The 13,092-nt window shown below is 57.9% G+C and carries 9 protein-coding genes; 1 reads left to right on the top strand and 8 read right to left on the bottom strand.

Annotated features, from left to right (window positions below; all coding sequences use genetic code 11):
• Position 1: 1 nt before the first annotated feature.
• The 7 genes from MHM85_RS14365 to sulP form a co-directional block, all read right to left on the bottom strand.
• Positions 2–1,120 (bottom strand): acyl-CoA dehydrogenase, encoded by a 1,119-nt coding sequence (locus tag MHM85_RS14365; RefSeq protein ID WP_219863668.1) that lies wholly within the window; start codon positions 1,118–1,120, stop codon positions 2–4.
• A 9-nt stretch (positions 1,121–1,129) separates the two neighbouring features.
• Positions 1,130–2,323: an acyl-CoA dehydrogenase family protein gene (locus MHM85_RS14360; protein ID WP_153843298.1), complete on the bottom strand. Its 1,194-nt coding sequence runs from the start codon at positions 2,321–2,323 to the stop codon at positions 1,130–1,132.
• The gene (locus MHM85_RS14355) at positions 2,320–3,768 is read right to left on the bottom strand and encodes an enoyl-CoA hydratase/isomerase family protein (RefSeq protein ID WP_219863670.1); all 1,449 of its coding nucleotides are present in this window, start codon (positions 3,766–3,768) and stop codon (positions 2,320–2,322) included. The genes MHM85_RS14360 and MHM85_RS14355 overlap by 4 nt, the downstream gene beginning before the upstream one ends.
• Positions 3,769–3,956: 188 nt before the next feature.
• Positions 3,957–5,102: a TAXI family TRAP transporter solute-binding subunit gene (locus MHM85_RS14350; protein WP_153843300.1), complete on the bottom strand. Its 1,146-nt coding sequence runs from the start codon at positions 5,100–5,102 to the stop codon at positions 3,957–3,959.
• A gap of 19 nt (positions 5,103–5,121) precedes the next feature.
• Entirely contained in the window at positions 5,122–7,128 is a 2,007-nt protein-coding gene (locus MHM85_RS14345; RefSeq protein ID WP_219863672.1) for a TRAP transporter fused permease subunit, read from the bottom strand.
• A gap of 49 nt (positions 7,129–7,177) precedes the next feature.
• Entirely contained in the window at positions 7,178–8,338 is a 1,161-nt protein-coding gene (locus tag MHM85_RS14340; RefSeq protein WP_139527707.1) for a TAXI family TRAP transporter solute-binding subunit, read from the bottom strand.
• A 220-nt stretch (positions 8,339–8,558) separates the two neighbouring features.
• A complete protein-coding gene (sulP, locus tag MHM85_RS14335) occupies positions 8,559–10,262 on the bottom strand; it encodes a sulfate permease (protein ID WP_239286340.1) in 1,704 nt (567 codons plus the stop codon).
• A 235-nt stretch (positions 10,263–10,497) separates the two neighbouring features.
• On the opposite strand from sulP, the gene MHM85_RS14330 reads away from it, so the two are divergent.
• Complete coding sequence (locus MHM85_RS14330) at positions 10,498–12,141, top strand: methyl-accepting chemotaxis protein (protein ID WP_219863677.1); 1,644 nt, start codon at positions 10,498–10,500, stop codon at positions 12,139–12,141.
• Here the strand turns inward: MHM85_RS14330 and rarD are convergent.
• Positions 12,115–13,020 carry an EamA family transporter RarD gene (gene rarD / locus MHM85_RS14325; RefSeq protein ID WP_239286337.1) on the bottom strand — a complete coding sequence of 302 codons (906 nt, stop codon included), beginning with the start codon at positions 13,018–13,020 and terminating at the stop codon, positions 12,115–12,117. The genes MHM85_RS14330 and rarD overlap by 27 nt on opposite strands.
• Between the last annotated feature and the right edge of the window lie 72 nt (positions 13,021–13,092).

Raw genomic sequence — 13,092 nt, 5'->3', positions numbered from 1 at the left:
CTTAAGCGGCGTCGAGCTGTTCGCTCACCGTCTCGAGGTGATAGTCGCTGTCGCCCAGGTAGTGATCGAACATCACCAGATGTTTGGCGTAGTGGGCCACGAAGCACTCGTCGGTCATGCCCATTCCACCATGCAGCTGGATGGCCTGTTCGGCGATAAAGCGCGCGGACTCGCCGCAGTACGCCTTGGCCGCGGCGATTTTATAGTCCCGCTCGTTAGCAGGCAGCGTGAGGCTGGTGGCGGCGAGAATCGCCATGGAGCGCGACTGCTCTAGGTGCAGGTGCATATCCACCATGCGATGCTGTAGGGACTGAAATGTGGCCAGCGGCAGGCCAAACTGCTTGCGCTCTTTCAAGTAGGCCAACGTTTGGTCGCAGGCGGTTTCCATGGCACCGATGGCCTGGGCACACAGCGCGGCGCGGCCTAGCGCCAGCACCGCTGCCAGCGTGTCACCTGCGTCTTCGCTTAGGCAGTTCTCTAGCGGCAGCGTCACGTTATTCAACGTCAGGTCACCGGCGCGCTGATCATCCATAGTGCGATAGCTGCGTACCGTGGTGCCTCGGGTATCGGTAGGCACGATGAACAGCCCGATCTTGCCGCTGGCCAGTTGGGCGGTCACCAGCGTCGCGGCGGCACTGTCTAGGTTGATGACCACGTCTTTACGCCCGTTAAGCTGCCACTGGCCCTCTTGCTGGCTCGCTTGGGTCGATATATCGAAGGCATCATAGCGGGCGTTTTGCTCTTGCCAAGCAAAAGCGAGCTGGTGTTCACCTTCCAACAGCGGAGCAAGCCAGCGCTCCTGCTGCGTGGGGTTGGCACATAGGGCGAGTAACTGACCGGGCATAATGAGGCCAAACAGGTAAGCTTCAGGAACCAAGCCGCGTCCTAGCGCCTGCATAATAATCATCAGATCGGTGCCGTCGCCGCCTAGCCCGCCCACGTCTTCGCTAAACGGCATGTGCAGCAGGCCCAGCTCGGCAAAGGTGCGCCACAGCGGGCTGGCGCCTTTGGCGGGCGCTTCCAGCATGGCACGGCGCTGCTCGGGGGTGACCTGGTCGGCCACCAAGCGTGTCAGTGTTTCTTCGAGCATTCGCTGCTCGTCGGTAAGTGCAAAATCCATGGTGACCCCCTACATTCTTAAAATGGTTTTAGCGACGATGCTTTTCTGAATTTCGTTAGCACCGCCATAAATCGATAGCTTGCGACGGTTAAAGTACTGGGCACTGGCGGCAGCACTTTGGGCGTCGTTGTCATCTAGCGACTCGTCGCCATGGAGAAACTCAGGGAAGAACGGCAGGGCGGCAGGGCCAAGTGCGCGGCGAGTAAGTTCGCTGATCTCCTGGCGCAGTTCCGAGCCGCGCACTTTCAACAGCGAGCTTTCCGCCCCAGGAACGCCGCCATCCCGTGCGGCGGCAATCACGCGCAGGTTAGTCACTTCCAGCGCCATCAGCTCAAGCTCGGCTTTCACCACCCGCTGGCGAAAGCTGGGTAGCGATAGAAGCGGTTTACCGCGATGCTGCACACGGGTGGCGAGCGACTTCAAATGACGCAGCGCCTGCTTGGCGTGACCAAGCCCGGCAATGCCGGTGCGCTCGTGGGTGAGCAAGAACTTGGCGCAGGTCCAGCCCTGACCCTCTTCACCGACGCGGTTTTCTAACGGCACGCGGACATTGTCGAGAAACACCTCGTTGACTTCGTGGGCGCCGTCGAGGGTGATAATGGGGCGCACGGTGATGCCGGGGCTCTGCATATCGATCAGCAAAAAGCTGATGCCCGCCTGTTTTTTGGCGTGGGGGTCGGTGCGTACCAGGCAGAACATCATGTTGGCGTGCTGGCCCAGGGTGGTCCAGGTTTTCTGGCCATTGACGATGTAGTGGTCGCCATCACGCACGGCGCGGGTGGATAAACCGGCCAGATCCGAGCCGGCGCCGGGTTCGGAGTAGCCCTGGCACCACCAATCCTGGTTATTAAGAATTCGCGGCAGGTAGTGCCGTTGCTGCTCGACGCTGCCGAATTTCATGATCACCGGCGCGACCATATTGACGCCAAAGGGTACCACGGTAGGGGCGTGGGCGGCCGCGCACTCCTCGTCGAAGATATGCCGCTGCACCGGGCCCCAGCCTGGGCCGCCATGTTCGACGGGCCAGTTGGCCGCAAGCCACCCTTGCTCGCTGAGAATGTTCTGCCAGCGGATATGGTCATCGGCGCGCAGATGGCGGCCTAAACGCACGCGCTCACGAATGTCGCTGGGCAGTGCATCGGCTAGAAATCGGCGGACTTTCTCGCGGAATGCCTGCTCTTCGGGGCTAAACGTCAGGTTCATGAGTGTGCATCCTCGGAAGGCGTCTTTTTGTGAGTCGATGAAGGGGATGGCAGTGTGGCTTGGCGGTGCGGCCCACCCAAATGGCGTGGGTAGCCCAACGCTTCCACCGCCAGCAGATCGATGTCGCTCTCGCGGTAGCAGGCCCCCTGCTGCGCCAGCGTCAGGCTCGCCTGCTCCATGGCGGACTGAGCATCGTTGTCGGGCGTTTGTCTTGCGGCGTGATAAAGCGTGCTCAGCACGCTGTGACACTGAGTCACCACCACGTTGGCTCGTAGCGCTTTGAGCGTTAAGGCCACCCGCTGCTGATCGGCTGCGTTGGCACCGTGATTGACCAGCTCATGGAAAGGGCCGCGTTCGGAAAGCACTAAGCTGATAGGCGATGTTGAGGCATTTGCGGTAAGTAACTGCAGCGCTACGGTGACCGCTTGAGAAGGGCAGGCACTGGCATCTTCGCCAGGGGCGAGCAGGCATAGTTCGGTGCTGGCGTCTGGTGTGTGGGTCAGCGTGAGCTCAGAGCGCTGGGCCGCTTTCAGGAGCGTGTCGAATAGCGGATGCTCACCGACGAGGGCGATATGCGCAAAGGGCTGAGCACTGTCGACGCCGGGCACCACATGGGGATTTCTGGCGGCAAAAAACAGGTGAATCAGCCCTGCGCGCTGCGGAGAATCCATGCAAGCCAGAAATAGCTCACGCTCGCGACGCAAACCCTCTTCCAGCGACGCGGCTTTGGTGCAGGCGTCAACGGCTTCCACGATGCGAAACGGTGAAAACAGCGCCGATGCATGGGTTTCGAGCTCTGTCTGCATGGCGGCAATGGCTTGGGGGTTGGCTTCTGGTGCCGATAACTGTCCGGTAATGCGCGCCTGCCGTTGTCCTGTGAGGATCGCTTGGGCCGCTGCCAAACCTGCCTCCAGCGGCGTTTGGACATCGCTGATGGCATCGATGATGCCGATATCCCAGGCTTCAGCGGCTTCCACAAACCGCCCGCTGGTGATGATTTCCAAGGCGTTTTCTACACCTACCAAACGGGGCAGCCGCTGGGTACCGCCCGCGCCAGGCAGCAAGCCCAGCTTCACTTCCGGTAAACCCACGCGGGTGCCAGCCAGCGCAACACGGTAGTGGCAGCCCAGTGCCACTTCCAAGCCGCCACCCAGCGCGGTGCCGTGTAACGATGCGACGAGCGGTTTGGGGCAGGCTTCTAATTGCGTAATGACATCCGGTAACAGCGGTGCTTGTGGCGGCTTTCCAAATTCTCGTATATCGGCCCCGGCAATAAAGGTGCGCCCCTCTGCCATCACCATCAGTGCTTTGGCCTGTTGGTCTGCGATGCCCTCTTTCAATGCGCTAAGCAATCCGCTTCGCACTGCTTGGCCCAAAGCGTTGACCGGCGGGTTCGCGATACTAATGACGCCGACCTGGCCGTGTCGCTGATAGTGAACACTCATAGAGGCTCCGTGTTTCGCTATGTGAAATATAAGATCGTTATTTGGAATTCAGTGATCATGGCGAAAGAGACCGTTGGAGTCAATAATTCAAAACATGATTCTGCATTGCGAAATAAAAAAGCTAAAGAAAAGGCCGCACTGAGGCGGCCGAACGTGTTGCACTGCTGGCGGATAGCGATGCAGCCTCATTAAAAAACGGGGTTTAATCCGGCGTCTTCAAGGGCCGTGCGGCGTGCTTCCATCCAGCCGTCAATGAACGCCGTTTCCTCTTCTGGCGCATTGGCTTGGTAGGTATCCCAGGTATCCATCAGAAGCTGCTGACGCGCCACCAGGGCGTTTTGGTGGGCGTCCATGTCATCGGTCCATACGCCGCTTTCTCGGTAATACTCGACCACGGCGTCGTGGAAAGGCACTACCCAGGTCATATTTTGGTTCTCCAGCGCATAGCCGCTGGCCCCCGGGGCGTTATCCTTGTAGTCGTCGAACGATTCCACCAGCGTGGTAATCAGGCCGGTGACGGTTTCTGGCGCTAAATCAGCGTTGCCCACCATGATCGGATAGGGATAGCTGGCGCTGGCAAGCGGCTGGTCAGCGTTAATACCTGCGCCTGAAGTGACGTCGTGGGGTTGGAAGTAGGGCGCCACCTCTAGCATCTGAGCCCAACCTGCTTCGTCTTCTGTGGGTAGCTCCGGCCACTGCAATCCACGCGGACTTGCCGCTAAGCGTTGGGCGGCAGGCGTCACCGTCGTAGTAATAGCGGCATCGGCACGACCGCTGATAATACCGTCGAAGGCGGCGTTGTAGCCGGGGAAATCGACACGTTCAACGTCATCCCAGGTCAGTCCGGCAAACGCCAGATAGGCCTCGGCGGCTTTGTTCAGCGCGTCGTCGCCACGAAGATAAGCTAATCGTTTACCTTCAAGATCGGCGATGGATGACATCGCTACGTCGCCTGCTACCGCCATGCCTAACCCAAAGCTGGCCATGGAGGTTGAAATCACGCGGATCGGCTGCGGGCCCCAGTCCGGCCCCGCGAACATCATCACGCCTTCGGAGCCGTAGTAGCTGGCAATGCCGCAGGCGCACAGATCCACACGACCGGTTTTCAGTGGGGTCATGCGCATGGTGTCGTTTTCACCGGGAATGACCCGGGACTGAGTGCCATGCTCCTCCTGAAGCAGCTGGCTGATCGCCATGATCTGCGCATGGCCGCTGGTGCCGGTGCCGTAAGCTGTCCAGTTCAAGGTGCTAGGCATGGCGCTAACGCTCCCTGCCGCCAGCAACCCCGCCGTTAAACTACCGAGTACAAGAGTGAGGGTTGTTTTTGTGCTCATAAGACTCCTCGGAGTGACATTAAGCGTTAGCAGTGAGCGAACGCTGGTGATGGCGTTGGCTTAGACGCGCAAGCGCAATGCCCGGTAGCAGCGCCGCTGCGGCCAAGCCGATTAATTCCCACTGGCTGAGGGGCACCATGCCACCACCGGGTAGTGCCAGTAGCAGGCCCGCTATGACTACGAGCGCGCGGATGACCATTTCTTGTAGGGCGCCGTAGCCCAGCCGACCCACGCCCATTAGGTAACCTTGCATGGCAGAGGCAAACAGAACGATGCCGATCACCGCTTGGATGAACACGGCAACGATCATTAGTGGTTCGCCCTGCATGATCAGCGCAGGGTTGAGTACGAATAGGAAAGGAATAAAGTAAATCACGCTGCCTAGACGCATGGCCTGCAGCCCGGTTTCCATCGGGCGGGCGCCTGCCACGGTGGCTGCTGCAAAGGCACCCAGCGCGACGGGAGGGGTAATAAAGCTGAGCATGCCCCAGTAGAGAATGAACATGTGAACCGCCATGGGATCCAGGCCGCCGCCCTGAATCAGTGCAGGAGCCAGCGCCACCGCCAGGAAGATGTAAGCCGCGGTGACGGTCATGCCAATGCCCAGCACGAAGCTGGTGACCGCGCCCATGATCAACAGCAGTGGCACGCTACCACCGGCGATATTGATGAAGTCGTTGGCAATGGTGCCCGACAAGCCGGTCATGGAGAGCGCACCGACCAACATGCCAACGCCCGCTAGAATGGCGATCAGTTCGGCAAACAGTTTGGCCGCGGATGACAATGTCTCCGTGACATCCTTCCAGCCCCAGCGGTTGTGCTTGGAGAGCTGATTGAGCACCAACAGCAGGGCGGTGGCGTAGAAGGGGGCCACGGCCTCGCGCTGCATGACCAGCAGCATCCATACCAGCAGGCCGAAAACGAAAATAAAGTACCAGCCCTCTTTTAGCGTTTGTTTGATCGAGGGTAGCTCAATGGCGGGTAGGCCTTTGATGTCGTTGCGCGCGGCATAGGCATCGATTTGAATGAACAGACCTAGAAAATAGAGAATGGACGGGATCACCGCCGCCAGGGCGACGGCGGCGTAAGGAATGTCCAGAAACATTGCCATCACGAACGCGGTGGCCCCCATGACAGGCGGCATCAACACGCCACCCGTCGAGGCGCAGGCTTCCACGCCGCCGGCAAACGAGCGGCTCATGCCAATCCGGCGCATGGCGGGAATTGAGAGCACCCCGGTGGTCAACACGTTACTGATCACACTGCCGCTCATGGAGCCCATCAAACCGCTGGAGAAAATCGATACCTTGGCCGGGCCACCGCGCACATGGCCAAGCAGTGCAAATGCCAGATTAATGAAAAACTTGCCGCCGCCGCTTTTTTGCAGCACCACGCCAAAGACCAGAAAGCCGATCACCAAGCCTGCGAAGGCCTGTAGCGGTACCCCCATGATGCTTTCGGTGCTCATGGTGTGGTACATCGCCGTTTCAGAGAGGCTGGAAGGGAACGCTTGGATAGGTCCAGGGACGATATCGGCGACCAACGGGTAAAGAGAAAACAGTCCAGCAATGATCGCAATGGGCAGGCCGCCCGCCCGTCGAGCGGCTTCGATGATCAGTAACCAGTAGGCATAGCTGAAATAAATGGCGATATCAGGAGCGGCAAACGCCCAGCCGCGCTCGAGAATAGGGACGGCGTTGTAAACAAAGTAGCCGCCTACGATCAGCGTTGCGGCGCTCAACAGGTAGTCATACCAGGGAATGGGTTGCTCCTGCTGGCTGCTGCGCATGGGCCATAGCAGAAACACCAGCGGCAGAAGCAGTGCCACCACTGCGTAGTAAAACTGCGTTTCTAGCCCGGTGACGAACGTGAGCCAGCCCCAGTTAAACAGGTAGTCCAGCGTCATCATCATGAGGAGCACGGTGACGGTGGCCGGTACCCAACGAAGGGCCAGGGGCAGCTCGCGAATTTGGCTGATCTTTTCTTTGACCTGCGCCGTGTTGGCAGGTGGTGTTTCAGTGCTCATAGGGCGTTCCATCCATCGGCAGGGGCGGCGAGCGCCGCCCCATGGCGAGTTACTCGAAGATCGGCTCGAATCCAGCCTCGGCGAGGGCTGAAGCGCGAGCGGCCATCCAATCGGTGGTAAACGTATCGGCATCGCTGGGGGCATCCTGCATGAACTGCTCCCAGGCCTGCATCAATACGTTTTGCCGCTCGACGAGCTGGTCTTGGTGGGCCTGCATCTCATCGGTCCACACGTCGATCTCTTTGTAGTACTCCACTACGGCGTCGTGGAAAGGAATCACCCACTGTAAATCCTGGTACTCGAGTGCGTAGCCCACCGCCCCCGGCGCGTTATCTTTATAGTCGTCGTAGTTCTCTTGCATCGCTTTGATCAAGCCGTAAGCGACGCTGTCATCGAGATCCTGGTTGGCGACCACAATCGGATACGGGTAGCTGGCGCTAGGCACCGGATTATCGGCGCTGATACCACCAGCCCCAGCGGTGACTTCATGGGGGCGGAAGTAGGGCGCGACGGCAGCCATGCGCTCCCAGCCTGCCTCATCGTTAGGATCCAGTACTGGCCAGCTGACGCCGCGTGGGCTACTGGCAAGCTGCTGAGCGGGCGGTGTCACGGTGGTGGTAAAAGAGGCGTCTACATCACCCGCAATAATGCCATCAAAGGAACGAGCGTAGCCCGGATAGTCTACGCGTTCGACGTCATCCCAGGTCAAGCCTCCAAAGGCGAGATACGCCTCAGTGCCTTTGTTGAGCGCGTCGTCACCACGAATGTAGGCAATGCGCTTGCCCGCTAGGTCGGCTGGGGTCTCGACACCGAGATCTCCTGCGACCGCCAACGATAGTCCAAACGATGCAGTAGAGGTCGTGATCACGCGCAGCGGCTGCGGGCCCCAGTCGCGGTCGGCAAACATCATGACCCCTTCCGCGCCATAGTAGCTGGCAATGCCGCAGGCACACAGATCAACACGACCCTGCTTGAGGGGCGTCATACGGGAGACATCGTTATCGCCGGGCAGAATGCGTACCGATGAGTCGTACTTATTCTGCAGCATGTTGCCGATGGCGACAGCTTGAGCGTAGCCGCTGGAGTTGGTGCCGTAAGCGGTCCAGGCCATGGTGCTGGGGAGGTCTACTTCGCTAGCGTGGCTGACCGCCACCCCTAACAGTGAGAGCGGAAGGGCGGCGATTAACAGGCGGTGAGCAAACGGATGCATTGAAATGCTCCTTTATTGTGGTTGTGACTGTTAGATGTGTTACGTTCGATTACATTTTGTTTTGCTATGCGGTATTTGGTTTTGCTTAGTGGTCGAGTGATAGTAGGTAAGGCCGGAGAGGCTGTCAACGCTGTTCTCATAGGCGACTACAAATAGTCTTTAGTGCAATGTAAAAAGCCAGGCGGTTGCCTGGCTTTTCAGAAAGTTATGAGGCTAAAAGCTAAGAAAATTCCCGCCATGCGGCGTAGGTGCTTAAGAACACTCGCCCGGTTAACGCTTCCAGAAAGTCGCTTTTTTTCAACTGGTCCATCACGGGTCCTTTTACCTCGGACAGGTGTAGTTTGACGTCGGAGTCCTTCAAGCGCGCATTGATGGCATCCAGGCTCTCTAAGGCAGAGGCATCGATCAAGTTGATCGCTGAACAGATCAGCACGACATGCTCGAGCTCTGGGCGGCTAGCCACCAAGTTGTAGACGGTATCTTCCAAATAGCGAGCATTGGCAAAGTAGAGGCTTTCATCGATGCGCAGTAGGGCTGCGTTGCTGACGGTTTCCACATCGTGCCGCTCCACGTTACGAAAATGCTCGGTATCGGGCACTCGGCCCACAAGCGCGCTATGAGGGCGGCTGGTGCGGTATAAAAAAAGTGCAATAGAGAGCGTCACCCCGCCAATGATCCCCGCTTCGATCCCTTCCACCAGCGTCAACAGAATAGTGACCGCCATGGCGGCAAAATCGCTGCGGGAGTAGCGCCAGGTTTGGCGCAGCATGGGCAAATCCACCAGCGTCAAAATAGAGACCGTGATAGTGGCTGCCAGAGTGGCGATGGGCAGATAGTAGAGCCAGCCAGTAAAAGCCATGGTCACTAGTGCAATACCGAGCGCGGCAAAGGCTCCGGCAGCCGGCGTTTGTGCCCCTGCATCGTAGTTGATGACAGTGCGCGATAGCCCGCCCGTGACGGGCATGCCGCTGGTGAATCCAGCCGCTAAGTTGGCGGCTCCCAATCCAATCAACTCTTGATTGGGAGAAATACGCTGGCGCCGCTTAGCGGCCAGCATTTGACCCATCGAGACCGATTCCACGAAGCCCACTAAACTGATCAACATGGCGGGGATGATGAGGGTCCGCCAGAGTGACACATCGCCCCAGGGAAAACTCAAGGCGGGCAGGCCACTGGGTATGGTGCCGACGACCGCCACGTCTTCGCGGTAAGCGAGCTGCCAATACCACGTGACCAGCGTGGTGACGATCACGGCGAATACCGGGCCAGCTTTGGTGATCAAATCGGCGAGCGTGACGGGCACGCCCAATGTCATCAGACTTCGTTTGCCGTAACGGCGCATCAGTACCAGAAACAGCAGCGTCCCTCCGCCAATGGCCATGGTAAAGGGGTTATAGGTGGAGAGGTTGGGAAGCAGCGTCATCAGGCGTTCTACCAAGGTAAAGCCGCTGCTGGAGATGCCCAGTAGGCTGCCTAGCTGGCTAACGGCAATCAATATGCCTGAAGCGGTCAAGAAGCCAGATATGACCGGGTGGCTCAAAAAGTTGCTAAAAAAGCCCATTTTCAGCGCACCCATGGCCATCAGCATAGCGCCTGATAGCAGTGATAGTACCAGGGCTGCTTGAACATACTCCGCTGACCCTGGTGCCGCCACAGATGAGAGGGCAGCGCCTGTCATGAGCGCTATGATCGCCACAGGCCCCACCGCCAGCGTGCGGCTAGTGCCCAAGAGGGTATAAAGCAACTGGGGCAGAATGCTCGCATATAGCCCCACGACCGCTGGCAGACCTGCCAGCAGTGCATACGCCAACGACTGAGGAATGACCATGACGGTCACGATCAAGCCTGCCAGAAGGTCTGCCCCGAGCAAACGCTGATGGTAATGAGGTAGCCAGTTGAAGATGGGCAAATAGCGTTTGAACATAAGCTCCTGAGCATCTGCTGAATAGGTACCGACAAAGTAACGTTAAAAGGACTGATAGTTTAGCGCGTTACGCGCTGAATGACGGCATTGGCCACGCTATCTCATCGTTATGTTGGCCTTCCCCCAAAGTGCTACTTATTTCATTAGCATAACCCGTTAAGCTCACTGAGAGAGCAGCCTCTCCCTATCGCATCGTTCAAAACTCAACAACGTCAATTAAAAAAGAGTGACTCATATGCGACTATTTCGTTGGCTTGTACCATTGCTACTGATCATTGTGGCGACGTTGCTAGTGTCGCTTTCCGGGCCATGGGCCTATGCGGCACTGGTATGCGCAACGCTAGCCGGCGTGACGGCGGTGGCCAGCGCCCTTTATGCGATTTATAACGCGGGTCACCAACCTTCGAGTCAGCGCGAACTACTGAAGCCGCTGCGTGATTACGGTTCCTTGCGGGCCATGTCGTACCGATTGATGAAACGGGCTAGCAGTACCGCCATCGCCTCGGCAGAAGTGTCTCACTATGCCGACCTAATGGCTCAGCGCTTGGGCAAACAGGAGGGTATGGCAAGCGAGGCATCCTCGAGCATGAGCGCGATCAACACCGCTATCGTGCAGGTGAGCGCCAGTGCGTCTCATGTGGCCGCATTGGCTGAGAGCGCACGGCAGGCGAGCCATCACAATCACGATGAGCTGACGGCGATCATTCACGACATGACTGAGGTGGCCGATCGCTCTAGCCAAGCGCTTGAGATGTTAACGGCGCTCAACGATAAAATCGAACGCGTTCGAAATGTGACCTCCATGATCGAAGATATCGCAGAGCAAACGCATCTTCTCTCACTGAATGCGTCTATTGAGGCGGCCCGCGCTGGTGAGCATGGGCGGGGGTTTGCCGTCGTCGCAGGAGAGGTGCGTAATCTGGCGATGAAAACGTCTACCGCTACGCAGAGCGTCGACGAGTTGGTTAAAGATATGCACCAAAGTGGCCATAGCGTGGTGGTCACGATGGGCGATTTGATGACCCGGGTACGCGAGCGTTCTCAAGGTATGCAGCGGGTGGGTAGCAGTTTAGCGACGATGACCGAAGAGTTCGATCAAGTTCAGCAAGAGATCACAAGCGTTGCAGAGGCAATGAGCAGCACCAGAGCGCACAGCCAAACCGTCGCCGACAGCCTGCGTCAATTGGAGAAGGATGTCGACGAAGGCAATCGCAACATGCATGAACTCGCCTTACAAGCGCGAGCGCTGATGGACGCTGCCGAAGGGGTCGACGGCGAGCTAGCGCAACAGCGGCTGCTAGGGCGGCATCAAACGGTCTTTCTAGCCGCTCGGCGCACTGCCGATCATATCGGAAAGCTGTTCGAGGCGGCTATTGCCCGAGGAGAGCTGTCCGAAGCCATGCTATTCCAGCCCGACTATGCACCCATAGACGGTACACGGCCACCGCTCTACCACACGGGATATGACCACTTCACTGATCAGCAACTGCCTACGCTCCAAGAGCCGCTACTCGGTGAATATAGCCTAAGCTATGCCATTGCCTGTGATCGAAATGGTTACGTACCCACCCATAACGCGGCGGTGAGTCGTGAGCCGACTGGCGACTATGAGCACGATCTCAAATACTGCCGCAGCAAGCGTATTTTTGACGACCCAACCGGGAGTCGCTGTGGTACGCACGAAAAGCCACTGTTACTGCAGACCTACAAACGCGATACGGGAGAGATCATGCATGACCTCTCCGTGCCTATTTATATCAACGGCAAACATTGGGGCGGTTTCCGGGTAGGGTATCAGCCCGAAAAAGAAACCGCCGAAGGTTTGAGCGATCAACAGGCAGTGCTGGCGAACTCAAGCCATCGCCTGGCGCGGGCGTGACTGCCAAGATGACCAAGAGTAGAGCGCCAAGCCCGTCCAGATCATCATGAACGTGGCGAGTTGAATCAGGCCTAGCGGCTCGCCGAATACCGTCAGCGCAATCAAAAACTGGATGCTGGGGTTGATGTACATCAGAAATCCCAGCGTTGCTAATCGTAGGCGGCGGGCCGCACCAGCAAACGCCATAAGAGGGAGGGCAGTCAAAACGCCACTTACGACGAGAAGCGCAGACATAGGGGCATCATGCAAAAAGTGCGACGCTCCCTGCCAGCTCATCCACGTGAGCGCGAGCAACGCTAAAGGAAACAGCAGCAGTGTTTCTACGAAAAGTCCCGATAATCCATCCAGCGGCACCTGCTTACGAAACAATCCATAGCTACCAAAGCTCAATGCTAGCAGTAAGCTAATCCACGGTAACTCGCCTAGCATGACGAACTGAATGGTAATCGCCAGGCTGGCAAGGCCCAAGGCCACTAGCTGTAATTTGGCCATCACTTCACGCAGCACTAGCATACCCAGTGCCACGTTCACCAAAGGGGTGAGAAAGTAGCCTAAACTGGCCTGAAGCACTTGTTGGGTTTCGACGGCATAAATGTAAATGCCCCAGTTAAAGGCAATGAGCAGCGCACAGGCCAGTACACGCCCTAGACGTCTGGGCTCGATCAGCGAAGCCATTACCGGCGGCCAGCGCCGCAGTATGCTGATCAATCCCACCAGAAATAGGCACGACCATAAAATTCGATGTATCAAAATCTCGAGAGCCGGGACCCCATCGAATAGAGCAAAAAAGAGCGGGAAGCACCCCCACATAGTGTAGGCCGTCAAGCCGAACATAACGCCCTTTACCGCCTCAGGGTCTCGCGTAGCGGATGGAAGCATAGCAGCCTCATTAAGTAAAAATGCTAATCTAGCACACTATCAACGAACACACCGACGCAAAGGAGACGTGGC

Source organism: Halomonas sp. McD50-4, from assembly GCF_022348135.1.
In the GTDB taxonomy this organism is placed as follows: domain Bacteria; phylum Pseudomonadota; class Gammaproteobacteria; order Pseudomonadales; family Halomonadaceae; genus Vreelandella; species Vreelandella piezotolerans.
This window is presented reverse-complemented; position numbering and strand designations above follow the sequence as displayed.